Raw genomic sequence first — 15,633 nt, forward strand, 5'->3', positions numbered from 1 at the left:
GCTAGGCAGACGCGCGGCGGCCCCGATCGATTTCCCTCGCGCACCGGGGGCGGACCCCCACGCGGATCGAGGCCGACCGCGCCGCCTCCGCGAGCGCGGCGTCCAGGTCGTCCAGCGGGTGGACGGCGCCGAGCAGCGCCTCGACGGGCAGGCGGGCGGCGGCGGACTCGGTCCAGGCGGCGGCCTCCGCGAGGTCCGCGGGCGCGTAGTTGTGGACGCCCCGCACCGTGAGCAGCCCCCGCACCAGGTCCTGCGCCTCCCAGTCCAGCGGCGCGCCGGGCGAGACGGTCCCGGCGAGCACGATGGTCCCGCCCGTCGCGGTGCGGGCCACCGCGGACCGGGCGGCGGCGGGCGCCCCGGACAGCTCGATGTAGAGATCGGCGGGCGGCGGCTCATCGGCGGGACCGACCGCGTTCGCGGCGCCCATCAGCATCGCGGTCGCGCGGCGTCCGGGATCGGGGTCGACGGCCGTGACCGCCGCGTCCCGCCCGGCGAGCATCGCGGTCGCCAGCAGGCCGAGCAGGCCCGCGCCGCAGACCGTGGCGTTCAGCCCGGCCACGTCGGCGCCGCCCGCCGAGACGGCCGCGACCGCCGTCGCCGTCGCGCAGCCGAGCGGCGCCGCCAGCGCGGCCGGGAGATCCGGGGGCACCACCGCGAGCGGCGTCCCGGGGCGGACGAGCACGTGGCTGGCGTAGCCGCCCGACAGCGGCCCGGCCTCCGCGAGCGGCGCGTGACCGTACTTGAACAGCCGCTCGCACTTCTGCGGCAGGCCGCGGCGGCAGCGCGGGCACCCGCCGCACGCCGCGTAGATCCCCACCGCGACCCGGTCCCCGACCGCGATGTCCCGTCCCCGGACGTCGCGCGGCGCCGGGCCGTCCCCGAGCCGGACGACCCGCCCCACCGTCTCGTGGCCGAGCACCCCGGGCGCGGGCCCGGGGCGGCGGCCGGAGACCGTGTGCAGGTCGGAGCCGCAGATCGTCGCGAGCTCCACCTCGACCAGCGCCTCGCCCGGCGCCGGGCGAGGCGGATCCACCGCGGCCGCCCGGTGGCGCCCGCCCACGCCCGGCCACACCATGGCGACCGGGCCCCGGCGCGCGGTCACGGCGCGAGCCTGCGCCGGACGAACGAGCTGAGCAGGTCCACCGCCACGACCAGCACGAGCACCATCAGGATGTAGGTGAGCATCTGGTCGAACCGGAACTCCTGGATGGACTGGTTGATGAGGAACCCGATGCCCCCGGCGCCGACCAGGCCGAGCACCAGCGACGCCCGCACGTTGACGTCCAGCCGGTACAGCACCAGCCCGACCAGCTGCGGCACGCACGCCGGCAGCACCGCGTGCGCGACCAGCTGCGCGCGGCTCGCGCCGGCGATCCGCAGCGCCTGCGCGGGGCCGTCGTCGACCTCCTCCATCGCCTCCGACCACAGCTTGCCCATCACGCCGGTGTTGTTGCAGACCAGCGCGAGGACCCCGGCGAACGGGCCGAGCCCGACCGCGGTGACGAAGATCAGTGCGAACACCACGTCCGGGACGGCGCGCAGGAACGACATGACGCCCCGCGCCGCCTGGTAGACGGCGGCGTTGCCGTTGACGGCGCGCGACCCGAGCGCGCACAGCACGATCGTGAACGGGATGGACAGCGTCGTCCCGAGCAGCCCGATCCACAGCGTCACCAGGCAGGCGTGCAGGCCGTCCTTGACGACGGGGTCCCAGGCGAGGTCCGGCGGGAAGGCCTCGGAGACGAAGCGGACCATGCCGTGCCAGCCGTCGACCAGCATCCCGAGGTCCATCCCGGTGCCGATCCAGGCGGCGACGTGCAGCGCCACGAGGACTGCGGCGACGGCGCCGCCGATCGCCAGTGCGCGGGGGCTGCGCCGCCTGCGCGGCACGGGCAGCCGTTCGGGGGCGCGCTCGGTCGTGAGAACGCTCATGCGTGGACCTCCTCGTCCGCGGAGTAGAGGGCGGACACCTGCTCCTGGGACACCTCCGCGGCCGGGCCGGCGAACGCGATCCGGCCGCCGCGCAGTCCGACCAGCCGGTCGGCGTGGCGGCGGGCCAGCTCCGGCTGGTGCAGCACCGCCGCGACCGCGATCGACTCCGACCGGGCGAGGTCCGTCATCACGGCCATGACGTTCTCGGCCGCCGACGGGTCCAGCGCGGAGACCGGCTCGTCGGCCAGCAGCACCTCCGCGCGCTGGCACAGGGCCCGGGCGAGCGCGACCCGCTGCTGCTGCCCGCCGGACAGCGCGGCGACCCGCTCGTGCGCCCGGTCGGCCAGGCCGACCCGGTGCAGGCACGCCATCGCCTCCTCGCGCAGCTCGCGCGGGAAGGCGGCGGGCGCCCAGGACCGGCGCAGCGGCAGCCGGCCGAGCGCGCCCGCGCAGACGTTGTCCAGGGCCGTCCTGCGCCGCACCAGATGGATCTGCTGGAACACCATGGCGACGCGGGTGCGGGCGCGGTCGGCCGCCCGCGACCCGTCGAGCAGGTCGGTGCCGAACACCCCGGCCTGCCCCGCGTCCGGGCGGACGAGTCCGACCACGCACTTCAGCGCGGTCGACTTGCCCGACCCGTTGGCCCCGAGGAGCGCGACCACCTCCCCGGGGGCCACGTCGAGGTCGAAGCCGGACAGCACCGTGCGGCCGCCGAAGGACTTGCGCAGGCCGCGGACCGTGAGCGCGTTGGCGGTCATGGCGCTACAGGTTCTTCTCGGTGAGGCCGAGCGTCCGAGCCAGGTCGAACAGCGGCTGGTAGGTCTGCTTCGTCACCGGGACGAGCGGGCCCGGCTCGACGTCGAGGAACGCGCCCGCCTTCGCCACGTCCTGCGGGGACAGCGAGGTCAGCGCGGAGACGAGCTTGGTCCTGAACGCCGGGTCGAGGCCCTTGGCGACGGTGATCGGGTCGTTCGGGATCGGGTCGGACGCCCAGATCTGCTTGTACTTGGCGGCGTCGAACTGGTGCTCGGACGTCGAGGTCGCCTGCTGCTGGGTGTTGATCTCCGCGGCGTCGACCTTGCCGTAGGTCAGCGCGAGCAGCGACTGCGGGTGGCCGCCGGCGTACTGGAGCCTGACGTCGGACTCCGACAGCCCGGCCTTCCGGATGGCGTAGCGGGGCAGGGCGTCGCCCGACGTCGACCCGGCGTCCGAGAGCGCGAGCGTGCGGCCCTTGAGGTCGGCGACGGTCGCGACCGGGCTGTCCTTCTTCACCCAGATGCCGGCCTTGTAGGTCGACACGGACTTGTCCGGGTTGCCGAAGGACACGACGGGCTCGGCGCCGGTGCGCTGCGACGCGAACACGAACCCGAGCGGGCCGAACTGCGCCACGTCGAGCTTCTTGTTCTGCAGCGCGAGGACCTCGGCGGAGTAGCCCTGCACGATCTGCACCTCGACGGGGCAGCCGAGCTTGGCCTCCAGGGCCTTGCCGAGCGTCTTGTACGCGGGCGTGAGCTTGGCGGCGTCCTCGAACGGCTCGACGCCGAAGCGGACCTTGCCGCCGGGGCAGGACCCCTTCGCGGCGCCGGACGAGCCGTCGCCGCAGCCGGTCAGGGCGAGGGCGGCCGCGGGGACGAGCGCGGCGAGCGCGAGGGAGAGCCGGAAACGGCGCATGGAAGGGCCTTTCATCGAGTCAGGGGTCAGAAGAGGGAGTCCAGGACGGCCGGGGCCAGCCCGTGGGCGATCGTCATTCCGATGCCGGAGGTGACGGACACGGCGCGGACGCCGCTCGCCACCTCGACGTCCAGCACGTCGGTCCGCGCCGACGAGGCGTACTGGCCCCGCCAGCGGCGCAGGACGCGCAGCGACGGGGCGCCGAGCAGCCGCGCGCCCTCGCGCAGCAGCATCTCCGCCGTGCCCTCGTCGTCGAACGGGGCGTGGGTGGCGGAGTAGTGGTGGGTGTCGCCGAGCACGATCGCGCCGTCCGGACGCTGCGTGAACATCAGGTTCACGCCGGCGTCCAGCAGCTCGGGCGCCTCCGCGGCGACGGCCTCGCGCAGCGCCGCGGCCGCCGGCCGCGCCGTGAACCCGCCGTAGCGCAGCAGGGACAGCCCGGTCAGCACGCCCGGCGCGACCCGGACGCCGCCCGGCGGGGCGACCTCCAGCATCCGCAGCAGGCAGCGGGTCATCCCGGCCGCGTCGGCGACGTCCGGCAGCAGCCGGTCCAGGTCGTGGCCGACCGCGAGGACCGTCCGGGCGGCCCGGACGTCGCCGCGCGACGTGCGGACCAGGCCCGGCTCCACCGCCAGCACGCTGGTGCGCCGCGCGATCGGCACGCCCCGCGCCTCCAGCCAGCCGGCCAGCGCGGGGATCGCGGTGGGGGAGTCGAGCCGCAGGTCGAGCGGCAGGTGCGCGCCGCCGAGCGCGTCCGCGCCGGGCAGCCGCCGCGCCACGCCGGCCGCGTCCAGCAGCCGCACCTGCTCGCGGCCCCGCACGGCGGCGAACTCCTCCAGCACGGCCATCTCCTCCGGCCGCCGCGCGACGACCAGCGTGCCGGCCTCGGCCACGTCGAAGCCCGCGTCGCCGCCCAGCCGCAGCCAGCGCTCGCGCCCGGCCAGCGCGTACCGGAGCGCGTCGCCGTCCTGGGCCGTCACGCAGACGTGGCCGAAGTTGCGGACGGAGGCGCCCGCCGCGAAGGCGTCGCGGTCGACGACGGCGACCATCAGCCCGCGCAGGTGCGCCTCGGCGGCGTGCGCGAGCCCGACGACGCCGGCGCCGACCACGAGCAGGTCGACGGGGGTGGCAGGAAGGGGGGTCATGGCCCCGAGACTCGGGGCGCGCCGCGCCGCCCGTCAACCCGCCGAAGCGACTTGTACAAACAAGTTAACCGGCTGTTCACCTGGGGAAACATGGACGTTCCCGCACGTTGACAGGACGGATGCCGGTCCTTGTATGGTCAGGCCATGACGTCGGGATCACTGCACGCCAGGCTCGCCGACGCGCTGCGGGAGCGGATCGTCTCCGGCGCCCTCGCCGTGGGGGAACCGCTGCCGTCGGAGGCCCGGCTCGTCGAGGAGTTCGGGACCTCCCGGGGCACCGTCCGGCAGGCGCTGTCCACGCTGCGCAACGAGGGCCTCATCGAGGGCGGCCAGGGCCGCCGCCCCATCGTCCGGCGGCGGCCGATGGGCCAGCCGTTCGAGACGTTCCTGTCCTTCTCCGCGTGGGTCGAGCGGTCCGGGCACCGGCCCGGCCAGCGCACCATCGAGCTGGCCCGGCGCGGCGCCGACCCGGTCGCCGCCGAGGCGCTCCGGCTGGAGCCGGGCGAGCCGGTCATCGACGTGCTGCGGCTCCGGCTGCTCGACGGCGAGCCGGTCATGCTGGAGCGCAGCACGTTCGCGCTCGACATCGGCCTGCTGCTGTTCGACTTCGACACCGACGCCGGCTCCATCTACGCGGGCCTGCTGGCCCGCGGCGTGGAGATCGTCGCCGCCACCCACACCATCGACGCGATCGCCGCCCCGGCCGACGACGCCCGCCTGCTCGGCGTCCCGAAGGGCGGCCCGCTGCTGCGCGAGCGCCGCACCGCGCGGACCACCGACGGACGTCCCGTCGAGTACGCCGACGACCGCTACCGCCCCGACCGCGCCACCTTCACCATCGCCAACGAGCGGGCGCACCACCTCGCGCTCGTCCGCACCGTCCCCGAGACAGGAGAGGCCCTGTGACCTTCGAACTCGCCGCGCTCGACATGGCCGGCACCACCGTCCAGGAGGGCGGCGCCGTCTACGCCGCGCTCGAGCGGGCCGTCGCGGCGCACCTCGGGCGCCCCGTCCCCGCCGACGTCCTGCACCGCTGGACCGGCACCAGCAAGCACGAGGCCGTCGCCGGCCTGCTGACCGAACTGACCGGCGCGGCCCCCGCGGGCGACGTCGAGACCGTGTACGCCGACTTCTCCGCCCGCCTCACCAAGTCCTACGCCGACGTCCCTCCGAAGGCCCTCCCCGGCGTCGCCGAGGCGATCACGGAACTGCGCGCCGCGGGCGTCAAGGTCGTCCTGCAGACCGGCTACTCGCGCGACATCGCCCTGTCGATCCTGGACGCGCTGGACTGGACCGTCCCCGGCACCGTCGACGGCCTGGTCACCGCCGACGACGTCACCGCGAGCCGCCCCGCCCCCTACATGATCTTCCGGGCGATGGAACTGGCGGGCGTGCGGGGCGTGGACCGCGTCCTCGCCGCCGGCGACACCCCCAACGACCTCGCCGCCGGCCGCAACGCGGGCGTCCGCTACGTCGTCGCGGTGACCACGGGCGCCACCCCGGCCGCCGAGCTGGGCCGGCACCGCCACACCCACCTGCTGGAGTCCGTCGCCGGCCTGCCCGGGCTCCTCCGGCCGGGCGGCTGACCGGACGGCCGGTCGGGAGGCCGGTCAGGCGGCGACGAAGCGCAGCCCGACGACCCCGGCGACGATCAGCAGCAGGCACACGATCCGGGCGAACGTCACCGGATCGTGCAGGACCGCCATCCCGTACACCGCCGCGCCGACCGCGCCGATCCCCGTCCACACCGCGTACGCGGTCCCGAGCGGCAGCGACTGGAGCGCGTGCCCGAGCCCCACCATGCTCAACGCGAGCGCCACCAGGAACAGGACGGTCGGCCCCACCCTGGAGAACTGGTGGGACGCCTCCAGCGCCGCCGCCCACACCGTCTCCATCAGCCCGGCGCCGATGAGGATCAGCCAGACCACGCCCGCGCACCCTCCATCATGATCATGAAAGGTGCCTCCCCCGGCAGGGAGCCCGGAAACGCCGCGCGCTCCGACGGTCACCCAGTACATTCGGCCGTGCACGGAACGTGTCATTTCCCCCGGCCGAGAGGAGCGCCCGTGCGCGAGGGAGACGTGGTCGCCGACCGCTACCGGCTCGTCCGGACGCTCGTCGGGGGAGCGACGGGCGAGGTGTGGCTCGCCAGGGACGCCGTCCTCGGCCGGGACGTGGTCGTCAAACGGCCCGGCCCGAAGTACGCGGGCAGGGCCGGCGCCGCCCTGCTGCGCGCCGAGGCCCGCGCGCTGGCGAAGTTCGAGCACCCGCACGTGGTCACCCTGTACGACGCGGTCTTCACGGGCCCGGCGGAGGATCCCGAGTCCTGGCTGGTCATGGCCTATGTGCCGGGCGGCGGCCTGGCGGGCGGGACGCCGCTTCCGCCCTGGGAGGCGGCGCGCCTCTGCGTCCAGGTCGCCGGCGCGCTGGAGGCGCTGCACGCGAAGGGGATCGTCCACTGCGACATCAAGCCCGGGAACATCCTCCTCGACCACGACGGCACCGCGAAGCTGGCCGACTTCGGCGCCGCGTACCGCCTGCACGGCAGCGGAACGATCACCCCGAACGGCCCCCTCTTCTACACGCCCGGCTACGCCGCCCCCGAGGTCCTTCTCGGGGCGCCCGAACCGGCGTCGGACGTCTACTCCCTGGGCGTCACCCTGCACGCCCTCATCACCGGCCGCTCCCCGGGGCGCGGCGGCGCCGTGCGCCGCAGGGGCGCCCTGGCGAGGGAGACCGGGCCGCTCCGCGCCCTGGTCAAGCGGATGCTGCACCCGAACCCGGCCGAGCGGCCGAGCCTGGCGGAGGTGCGCACGGGGCTGGAACCGCCGTGCGAGACCAGGATCGACGCCGGCCCGGTACGGCGGCGCGGCCGCAGGGCTCTCACCCTGGTGGCGGTCGCGCCCGTACCGGTGCTCGCGCTGGCGGCGGTCATCTTCCTCTGGCAGCCCGGCATCCTCTGGGAGCCCGGGGGCACGCCGCGCGCGTCCATAGGGGATCAGCGGTCGGCCGATCCCTGCGCGCTCGCCGATCCCGGCGTCGTCGCGCGGTTCGGCACGACGAAGCTGGACCCCTACTACGGCGACTTCGACCGGTGCGATGTCACCGTCCAGCCGCCGAACCAGGAGCAGGTGGACGTGGAGCTGCAACTCCTCGGCGTGGCGGACGACGCGCCCGCCGGGCCGGTCCGCGATCTCCACGGGTTCCGGGTCGTCGCCGAGGCGCAGGAGGGCCAGGAGTGCCATCGCGAGATCCGGCTGCCCGCCATCGGTGGCGGCGGCACCGTCGACGTCTCGGTGACACAGAGGCCGCCGCGCGCGCCGCTGTGCGCCATCGCCGACGCGGCCGTCGAGCACGCGACGGGAGTGCTCCGTCGCGGCCCGCTCGCCCGGCGCCGGCTGCGGCGCCCGGGGGACTCGCTGATCCGCCGGGACGCCTGCACGCTGCTCGGCGCCTCCGCCCTGCGGACCTCGCTCGGGTCCGCTCCCACTCCGAAGCCGCGTTTCGGGCACTGGGGCTGCGACTGGTCCGGCGCGGGGCGGCTGGGGGTGAGGCTGCTGTTCGACCAGGGCGACCCGCAGGACGGCCGTGGCGGCCGCCCGATCCGCCTGGCGGGCCGGCCCGCGTTCGTGTGGCCGGACGAAGGGGACGGGTGCGAGACGGACGTCGTCCACCGGACCTTCTGGGTGCACGGGAACCAGAAGGTGGAGTCGCTGAACCTGACCGTGACGGGAGACGTGCCCGGCGCCGAGCGCTGCGCGCGGTCCGCGCGCCTGGCCGAGGCCGCCGCCAAGGCGGTCCAGGCCCAGCGACCGCGCGGCTGACCGGCGGGCCGGGCAAGGGCCTCACGCCGGAGACGGCGCCACTACGACGAAGGAGTGGCGGCCCGCGTTCTCCGCGGACCCGCCACTCCTGATTCGTGCGTGGGCGATACTGGGATTGAACCAGTGACCTCTACCGTGTCAAGGTAGCGCTCTCCCACTGAGCTAATCGCCCTTGCATTACTGCTCTGCGTGTACTGCGAGGTGGAGACGGGATTTGAACCCGTGTACACGGCTTTGCAGGCCGTTGCCTCGCCTCTCGGCCACTCCACCAGAGCGAGGCCTCACGGACCTCTCAGAGCGGACGACGGGATTCGAACCCGCGACCCTCACCTTGGCAAGGTGATGCTCTACCAACTGAGCCACGTCCGCTTGTCGGCTCCGGAGTTTCCCCCGGCGCGCATGAATAACTCTAGCGGAATCCGGGAGTGGTTGCGTACTCGTCGGCCGCGGAGCCGGCCTCGGAACCGGCCGGGGAGCCGGCCGCGGACTCGGTGGCCTCCGCGTGCAGCGAGTTCCAGAACGCGAGCTCCTTGTCCTCCTCGAGGTGGGCGATGCGGCCCCAGAACTCGCGGTCCTCCGCCTCGTGGGCGGCGGCGAGGGACAGGGCGGGCATGACGGTGGTGCCGGCGTCCGCGGCGTCCAGGTCGGCGGGGGTGACGTCGGCCGGGAGGGCGACGGGCGTCGCGGGACGGTGGTGCTTGCCGCGCTTGCGGACCCGGATGGGCGGCGTGGTGGGGGCCTTCGCGGCGGCGGCGCGTCCGGCGGCGAGGGCGACGGTGCCGCAGAGGACGAAGGCGAGGATGCCGCCGAGGACGACGTCCTGCGCGGGGAGCTGCTGCCCGCCGGAGCCGCTGTGCTGCTCCTCGTGGGTGTGCGTCGTGGCGGCGGGGGCGCCGACCTTGTCGACGGTGGTGGCGGGGGCGGCGTGCTTGGGGGCGTACTTGGCCTCGGTCACCTGGATCTTGCCCGGGTAGCCGAACCCGACGACGTCGTCCATGCTGCGGGTCTTGCGCATGAGCTTGTAGCCGTCGGCGTTGCCCTCGATGGTGTGGAGGGTGTGCCCGTCGACCTTCTCGACGATGCCGACGTGGTCGATCTGGTCGATGTCGCCGGAGCCGGACCAGTCGTAGAAGACGAGGGCGCCGGGCTCGGGGGCGTGGCCCCAGGCGCCGTGCTCCTTGAACCACTTCGCGTGGTCGACGGTGGAGGCGAACTGCCCGGCCTGCTCGGCGACCCCGGCCTTGTCGGCGGCCCAGGCGAGGAACATGTCGCACCACGGGGCCGTCTTGAAGTACGAGTCGTGGTCGCCGTCGATGTGCTGGGCGTACCAGTCGCCGAACTTGGTGTAGCCGCTGCCGTGCTCGGTGTATCCGAGCTGCTTCTGGGCAACGTCGAGCAGCTTCTTGCCGATCGGGTCCATCTCGCTCCCTGCCGACTCGCCGACTCGGGCAGGGGGCGCCCGACCGGTGATCCGGTCCGTGCCTCGTTCCAAGGTCACGTTCCGGTCTCGCTGGAATGTAGTCGAGGTAAACCGGGGGCGGCAAGCCGTTCCGGGAAAGCGGTCATAACGGGCTACTCGGGGGTAGCCCGTCGGAAGCGGCCCGTCAGAAGTAGCCTCTCGGCAGGACGGTCACCGGGCAGGGGGCGGCGCGCAGCACCTTGACGGCCACCTCGCCGAGGAAGACGCGGTGGGCGGCGGCGTCCTCGCTGGACGCGCAGACGAGCAGCTCGCCGTCGGGCCAGTCGAGGTCGTCGAGGGCGTCGGCGACGTCGTCGCCCTCGGCCAGGTCGGCGCTGACGTCCTCGGGGGGCAGCTCGGCGGACTCGACGGCCAGGCGGATGGCGAGCGCGAGGTCGTCGCGGAGCCGCTCGGCGTCGACGTCGCCGATGGCAAGGGTGACCAGGCGGAGCGGGACGTCGAGCCGGTCGGCGGCCTGGGCGGCGCGGATCACGGCCTCGTCGCACTGGGGGCGGCGGACGTACATGACGGTGATGCGGCCGAGCTCGTCGGGCGGCGTGTAGCCGGCGGGGGCGAGCATGACGGCCTCGGTGGCGGAGTGCAGCAGGTGGTCGGCGGCGGCGCCGACGCCGATCCGGCCCCGCGCGCCGCCCTCCGGGGAGCCGACGACGATCAGGTCGGCGCCGATCCGGCCGGCGACCGAGGTCAGGCCGCGGCCGACGCTGCGGCTCTCCTGGACGAGCAGCTCGGCCGGCTGCTCGCCGAGCAGCTCGGCGGCCTGTTCCAGCAGGGCGTGGGCCTCGCCGGCGGCGCCCGCGCGGCCCGGCGGGTGGACGGTGGCGACGCTCAGCTCGCCGCCGGTGAGGGCGACGATGGCGCGCGCCAGGTCCAGGGCCTCCCGGCCGCCCGCGTCGTGGACGTATCCGGCCAGCACGTGTTCGCCGATCATCTGGGGAGCATTCCCCCTGACCGCGCCGTCACAACGATCATGGACTGGTTTACGGTAACTTTTCGTGTTTGAACCTGATTGCGCTCTTTAGGGGGATTTGTCATGGGGGACGAGGTGGGGGGCCTCGCGCCGGGCCGCTGGTCCATCGACCCGGTCCACTCCGAGATCACCTTCACGATCCGGCACCTGATGACCACCGTCCGCGGCTCGTTCCCCGACTTCGGCGGCGAGGTCGTGATCGGTGACGACCCGATGGACTCCACCGCGCGGGCGGAGATCAGGATGGGCTCGATCGACACCCGCAGCCCCGAGCGCGACGAGCACGTCCGCTCGGCCGACTTCCTCGACGTCCAGCGCCATCCGGTCATGACCTTCCGGGGGACCGGGGTGGAACGCGCCACGATCGGCCGCCGAGCGAAGCGCCCCCGCTACCACCTGGACGGGGAACTGACGGTCAAGGACGTCACGCGGCCGGTGCGGCTGCTGACCGAGTTCCACGGCATCGGGTCCGACCCGTGGGGCGGCACCCGCGCCGGCTTCACCGCGACCGCGTCCATCAGCCGCCGCGACTTCGGCATCGAGTTCAACGTGCCGCTGCAGGGCGACAAGGTCATGCTCGGCGACACGATCGCGATCGCCCTGGAGATCCAGGCCGTCCACGAGGGCTGACCGCCGGGCGCCCCTCAGCCCCCGACGCTCTCGGCCGGTTCGGGCTCGCGGACGCCGGGGACGTGCGGGTTGCCGTACCAGGCGACCGCCACCGCGCCGGCGACGGCCAGCACGAACCCGACGGCCGCCGGGACCGCCATGCCGTCGCGCGAGGCGTCCCCGAGCCACAGCACCCCGATGATCCCCGGGACGACCGTCTCGCCCGCGACCAGCGCCGCCGTCGCGCCGTTGATCGACCCGATCTGCAGCGCGAGCGTGTGGAAGTACATCCCGCCGAGGCCCGCGATCGCGATCGCGTACAGTGCGGGGTCGCCGAGCAGGTCCCGCCAGGCGAGCGGGTCGGTGCCGTTGAGGATCCGGACGCCGACGCCGACCGCGCCGAAGCACAGCCCCGACAGCAGTCCGGCGGGGATCGCGGCGCGCGAGCCCATCAGCCGGACGATCGGCAGCGCCGCGGCGACGAGCAGCACCGACACCCCGAGCAGCCCCCAGTGCCAGCCGATCGCGACGCGCCCGGCGCCCTCGTGCCCGGCGGTGCCGGCGAGCAGCACCAGCGCGGCGCACACCACCCCGATCGAGATCCACTCCGGCCGGACGAGCCGGATCCCGAGCACCCAGATGCCGAGCACCGCGGTGATCACCAGGTTCGCGCTGATCACCGTCTGGGACAGGAACAGCGGCACCAACTTCGCCGACAGCGCGCCGAGCGCGAACCCGGCCGTGTCCAGCACCGTCCCGACGATGAACTCCCACGTCACCACGGCCTTGGCGGTGGCGGACAGGCTCGGCCCGCCGTACTCGGTGGACCCGGCGCCCGCGGCGGTCTCGCGCGCCGCGGACCGCCTGGCGCCGAGCGCCTGCAGGACCGATCCCGTCCCGTAGCAGGCCGACGCGCCCACCGCCGTCAGCAGCCCGATGAACACCGGCGCCCTCCGATCCGCCGCGGGGGACCGCCGGTCCCGCCCCGTCCCGTTGCCATGCCGTGCGCCGGGCGGGTCCGCCCCGCCCCCCAGTCTGACGACCGGGCGGGCCGGAATGTTTCGGCTGCTCCGCACCGGTCGCGCGTCGGCTCCCCGTGGTGGTTCCCCGTGCCGGTCAGTTCTCCCGCGCCAGCCGCCGGGCGGCCAGCTCGGCGTAGAGCGCGGCGCCGTCCGCGAGCACGGCGTCGTCGTAGCGGGCGTCGGCGGAGTGGTTCACGGCCGCCTTGCCCGGGTCGGCGCCGGACGGGCACGCGCCCATCACGACGAACGCCGACGGTACCTCGTCGCACACGAACGAGAAGTCCTCCGAGGCGGGGAACGGCTGCGGCGAGTCGAAGTAGCGGTCCTCCCCGTACACCTCCCGGATGGTGTCCGCCGTGAACGCGGCCTCGGCGCCGTCGTTGACCGTCACCGGGTAGTCCTGGACGTAACTGACTTCGACGTCGAGGCCGTGCGCCTTCGCGAGGCCCCGCACCAGCTCGACCGTCCGCTCCTTCAGCTTCTCGTGCGACGCCGGGGAGAACGACCGGACGGTGCCGGAGAAGCTCGCCTCGTCCGGGATCACGTTGTCCATCGTGCCGGAGTGGAACGACCCGATCGTCAGCACCACCGGGTCGAACGGGTCGAACGCGCGGGTCACCATCGTCTGCAGCGCGGTGACCATCTCGCAGGCGGCCGGCAGCGGGTCCTTCGCCAGGTGCGGCATGGACCCGTGCCCGCCGACGCCCCGGACGGTGACCCGCAGCCGGTCCGCGGCCGCCATGATCGGCCCGCCCCGGGTCACGAACATCCCCTGCGGCAGCGCCGCGGAGAACACGTGCAGGGCGTACGCGGCGACGGGGCGCTCGCCGGACGCCTCCAGCACGCCCTCCTCGATCATGATCCGCGCGCCGCCGAGGCCCTCCTCGCCGGGCTGGAACATGAACACCACGTTCCCCGCGAGGTCGTCGCGCCGGGCCGCGAGCAGGCGCGCCGCGCCCGCCAGCATCGTGGTGTGCAGGTCGTGGCCGCAGGCGTGCATCACCCCGTCGACCCGGGAGACCACGGCGGCGTCGCCGCGCTCGGTCACGGGGAGCGCGTCCATGTCGCCGCGCAGCAGCACCGTCGGGCCCGGGCGGGCGCCGCGCAGCACCGCCGTCACCGAGGTCAGCCGCTCGCCGGTGGTGATCTCCAGCGGGAGCCCGTCGAGGGCCGCGAGCACCTTCTCCTGGGTCCGCGGCAGGTCCAGGCCGAGCTCGGGCTCGCGGTGCAGCGCGCCGCGGAGCCGCGCGAGGTCGTCCTGCAGGGCGGCGGCGTCGTCGCGCAGGGACCCGGGGACGGTCGAAGGCTGGCTCAACGGTTCCTCCTCAGGGGGTCTCCGGTGGCCGCGGGGGCTTTCCGGGCGGCCCGTTCCGGCGCCGCCCCTGCACCGTATCGCCGTGGTCACCCGAAATGCCGCAATCGGCGGGCTCGAAGATCCTTGATGAGGAGGTGCGCGTCGCCGAGCCGCGCCGGGTCCTTCAGCGACCGGTAGACGCCCCACTTGGGGGAGACGCCCGCCGCGCCGGGGCGCAGGTCGAGCCCGCCGCGCTCGACGTCGACGACCGCGGCCCCGGCGCCGCCCGGCCCGCCGGCCGTGATCGTCCAGCGGACGCGCCCGTGCGGGGCCGCGGCGAACCGCGCCTCGATCCGGACGCCGATCCACCGGCCGCGGAGCGGGCCGAGGTCGGCGGCGCCGACGACCACGCCCGACCGGATCGCGTTCAGCTCCAGCAGGTCGCGGCCGCCGCGCCGCCGCAGCGACGTCACCAGCACCGGTCCGCCGCCCGGCCCGCCGCCGGGGACCGAGGCGAAGAACTGCTGGACGTGCGTGAAGGCCGCCGTCGCCCGCAGCGCCCCCGTCAGGTACCAGGACCAGGCGAACCGCCATGTCTCACCCTCGGCGACGCGGCGCTCCCGCCCGTCCGGCCCCCGCATGCCGCGCACCTCTTGGCGCTGCCGGTCGGGATGGATGTCCACGTCGCCCGGGTGGTGGATGTCGAACCGGTACACCGTCCCCAGGGCCCGGACATGGCGGACGCCGGGATGCGATCCGGCGCGGTCGTCCTCGACCGCCGCGAACGCGGCCAGGCCGTCCCGGCGGGGGTCGGCCTGCCACTCGTCCCGCTCGTCCCCCATCGCCCCAGTGTGGAGGTCAGAACGCCGTGCGGGCGAGCCAGTGGTCCAGCAGCGCCCGGTCGCCGGTCACCTTCGCCTCCGCGCCGTCCGGCGGGAGGCGCCGCGCGAACACCAGCAGGAGGTCCCGGACGGGCCCGGCGATGGTCATGTCGCCGTCCCGGTCGGCGCGCTCCCAGCGGATCGCGTCCGGCGCGCGGGTGATCACCCATCCGGGCACGGACGGTTCGGACGGGCGCAGGCTCAGCGTCTCGCCCCGCCCGCGCAGCTCGGCGAGCCGCGGCTGGAGTTCCGCCGCGGCGGGCTCGGACAGCAGCCCCAGCCACTCGGTGATCCCGTCGGCCGCGACGTCGGGCGCCACCTCGTACCGGACGCCGGTGGTGAGGGCGGCGTCGGCGTGGTGGACGACCGTGTCGTGCAGCATCCGCCGCAGCCACATCGCGGCCGGGCGCGGGCCCATGAGCGGGTGCGCGACGGTGCGGTCCGGGTCCGCCTCGAAGACCCGGACGAGGTCGTCCGCGCCGGCGCGCAGCCAGCCGGGCCAGTCCTCCGGCGCGTCGGGCGCGGCCCGGGGCAGCTCCGTGACCAGATCGGTCTCGCCGGCGCGGAAGAACCCGGCGGCCCACCGGTGCGCTTGGCCGATGTGGCCGACGAGATCGCGCAGGGTCCAGTCCGGGCAGGTCGGCACCGCGGTGTCCGGGTCCGCGCCGGCGACGGCCCCGGCCATCCCTCCGGTGTGCTCGCGCAGCGCCTCGGCGATGCGGTGGGCGCCGAGCACCGTGTCGTCCATGTTCGCTCCCTCCTCGTGGACGTCGTGCCCGTACCGTAGGAACTCCAGCCCGGTGGAGGT

General features: G+C 74.8%; 16 protein-coding genes and 3 tRNA genes. 4 read left to right on the plus strand and 15 right to left on the minus strand.

Translation table 11 applies throughout. The annotated features are described in order from the left end of the window. Position 1: 1 nt before the first annotated feature. Genes amrb99_RS40065 through amrb99_RS40085 form a run of 5 tightly spaced genes read right to left on the minus strand, consistent with a single transcriptional unit; the run spans position 2 to position 4,748 of the window. The gene (locus amrb99_RS40065) at positions 2 to 1,102 is read right to left on the minus strand and encodes an alcohol dehydrogenase catalytic domain-containing protein (RefSeq protein ID WP_206700288.1); all 1,101 of its coding nucleotides are present in this window, start codon (positions 1,100 to 1,102) and stop codon (positions 2 to 4) included. After that, a complete protein-coding gene (gene phnE, locus amrb99_RS40070) occupies positions 1,099 to 1,932 on the minus strand; it encodes a phosphonate ABC transporter, permease protein PhnE (RefSeq protein ID WP_190866396.1) in 834 nt (277 codons plus the stop codon). Before phnE ends, amrb99_RS40065 begins: the two co-directional genes overlap by 4 nt. Next, entirely contained in the window at positions 1,929 to 2,690 is a 762-nt protein-coding gene (locus amrb99_RS40075; protein ID WP_190866398.1) for an ATP-binding cassette domain-containing protein, read from the minus strand. Before amrb99_RS40075 ends, phnE begins: the two co-directional genes overlap by 4 nt. A gap of 4 nt (positions 2,691 to 2,694) precedes the next feature. Next, positions 2,695 to 3,603, minus strand: a complete 909-nt coding sequence (locus amrb99_RS40080; protein WP_190866400.1) for a phosphate/phosphite/phosphonate ABC transporter substrate-binding protein — start codon at positions 3,601 to 3,603, stop codon at positions 2,695 to 2,697. Between the two features lie 26 nt (positions 3,604 to 3,629). Next, positions 3,630 to 4,748: a TIGR03364 family FAD-dependent oxidoreductase gene (locus tag amrb99_RS40085; protein ID WP_190866402.1), complete on the minus strand. Its 1,119-nt coding sequence runs from the start codon at positions 4,746 to 4,748 to the stop codon at positions 3,630 to 3,632. A 144-nt stretch (positions 4,749 to 4,892) separates the two neighbouring features. Between amrb99_RS40085 and amrb99_RS40090 the strand changes: the two genes are divergently transcribed. Together amrb99_RS40090 and amrb99_RS40095 are read left to right on the plus strand one after the other, a co-directional pair. Beyond that, positions 4,893 to 5,654, plus strand: a complete 762-nt coding sequence (locus amrb99_RS40090) for a GntR family transcriptional regulator (RefSeq protein WP_190866404.1) — start codon at positions 4,893 to 4,895, stop codon at positions 5,652 to 5,654. Then, positions 5,651 to 6,334 carry a phosphonatase-like hydrolase gene (locus amrb99_RS40095; RefSeq protein ID WP_190866406.1) on the plus strand — a complete coding sequence of 228 codons (684 nt, stop codon included), beginning with the start codon at positions 5,651 to 5,653 and terminating at the stop codon, positions 6,332 to 6,334. Before amrb99_RS40090 ends, amrb99_RS40095 begins: the two co-directional genes overlap by 4 nt. Positions 6,335 to 6,358: 24 nt before the next feature. On the opposite strand, the gene amrb99_RS40100 is transcribed toward amrb99_RS40095, so the two are convergent. Beyond that, positions 6,359 to 6,676, minus strand: a complete 318-nt coding sequence (locus amrb99_RS40100; RefSeq protein ID WP_190866408.1) for an SMR family transporter — start codon at positions 6,674 to 6,676, stop codon at positions 6,359 to 6,361. A 138-nt stretch (positions 6,677 to 6,814) separates the two neighbouring features. Here amrb99_RS40100 and amrb99_RS40105 point away from each other — a divergent pair, with 138 nt between their 5' ends. After that, a complete protein-coding gene (locus tag amrb99_RS40105) occupies positions 6,815 to 8,572 on the plus strand; it encodes a serine/threonine-protein kinase (RefSeq protein ID WP_190866410.1) in 1,758 nt (585 codons plus the stop codon). 100 nt (positions 8,573 to 8,672) lie between these two features. On the opposite strand, the gene amrb99_RS40110 is transcribed toward amrb99_RS40105, so the two are convergent. From amrb99_RS40110 to amrb99_RS40130, 5 genes are all read right to left on the minus strand, one after another. Further along, a tRNA-Val gene (locus amrb99_RS40110) sits at positions 8,673 to 8,744 on the minus strand. Positions 8,745 to 8,771: 27 nt separating this feature from the next. Beyond that, a tRNA-Cys gene (locus amrb99_RS40115) sits at positions 8,772 to 8,842 on the minus strand. A 26-nt stretch (positions 8,843 to 8,868) separates the two neighbouring features. After that, positions 8,869 to 8,941 (minus strand) — tRNA-Gly (locus amrb99_RS40120). Between the two features lie 40 nt (positions 8,942 to 8,981). After that, on the minus strand, positions 8,982 to 9,992 hold the full coding sequence (locus tag amrb99_RS40125; protein ID WP_190866412.1) for a CHAP domain-containing protein: 1,011 nt from the start codon (positions 9,990 to 9,992) through the stop codon (positions 8,982 to 8,984). Positions 9,993 to 10,176: 184 nt separating this feature from the next. After that, positions 10,177 to 10,980 (minus strand): universal stress protein, encoded by an 804-nt coding sequence (locus amrb99_RS40130; RefSeq protein WP_190866414.1) that lies wholly within the window; start codon positions 10,978 to 10,980, stop codon positions 10,177 to 10,179. A 102-nt stretch (positions 10,981 to 11,082) separates the two neighbouring features. On the opposite strand from amrb99_RS40130, the gene amrb99_RS40135 reads away from it, so the two are divergent. Further along, positions 11,083 to 11,649: a YceI family protein gene (locus amrb99_RS40135; protein ID WP_190866416.1), complete on the plus strand. Its 567-nt coding sequence runs from the start codon at positions 11,083 to 11,085 to the stop codon at positions 11,647 to 11,649. 14 nt (positions 11,650 to 11,663) lie between these two features. Here the strand turns inward: amrb99_RS40135 and amrb99_RS40140 are convergent, their stop codons facing one another. The 4 genes from amrb99_RS40140 to amrb99_RS40150 all read right to left on the minus strand — a co-directional run bounded on the left by amrb99_RS40140 (position 11,664) and on the right by amrb99_RS40150 (position 15,573). Further along, a complete protein-coding gene (locus amrb99_RS40140) occupies positions 11,664 to 12,572 on the minus strand; it encodes a hypothetical protein (RefSeq protein ID WP_190866418.1) in 909 nt (302 codons plus the stop codon). Positions 12,573 to 12,744: 172 nt separating this feature from the next. Beyond that, positions 12,745 to 13,965 (minus strand): M20 family metallopeptidase, encoded by a 1,221-nt coding sequence (locus tag amrb99_RS40145; RefSeq protein WP_241756381.1) that lies wholly within the window; start codon positions 13,963 to 13,965, stop codon positions 12,745 to 12,747. An 86-nt stretch (positions 13,966 to 14,051) separates the two neighbouring features. Beyond that, complete coding sequence (locus amrb99_RS51905) at positions 14,052 to 14,786, minus strand: hypothetical protein (protein ID WP_241756382.1); 735 nt, start codon at positions 14,784 to 14,786, stop codon at positions 14,052 to 14,054. A 16-nt stretch (positions 14,787 to 14,802) separates the two neighbouring features. Continuing rightward, entirely contained in the window at positions 14,803 to 15,573 is a 771-nt protein-coding gene (locus amrb99_RS40150; protein WP_190866422.1) for a maleylpyruvate isomerase family mycothiol-dependent enzyme, read from the minus strand. Between the last annotated feature and the right edge of the window lie 60 nt (positions 15,574 to 15,633).

Source organism: Actinomadura sp. RB99 (assembly GCF_014706005.1).
In the GTDB taxonomy this organism is placed as follows: domain Bacteria; phylum Actinomycetota; class Actinomycetes; order Streptosporangiales; family Streptosporangiaceae; genus Spirillospora.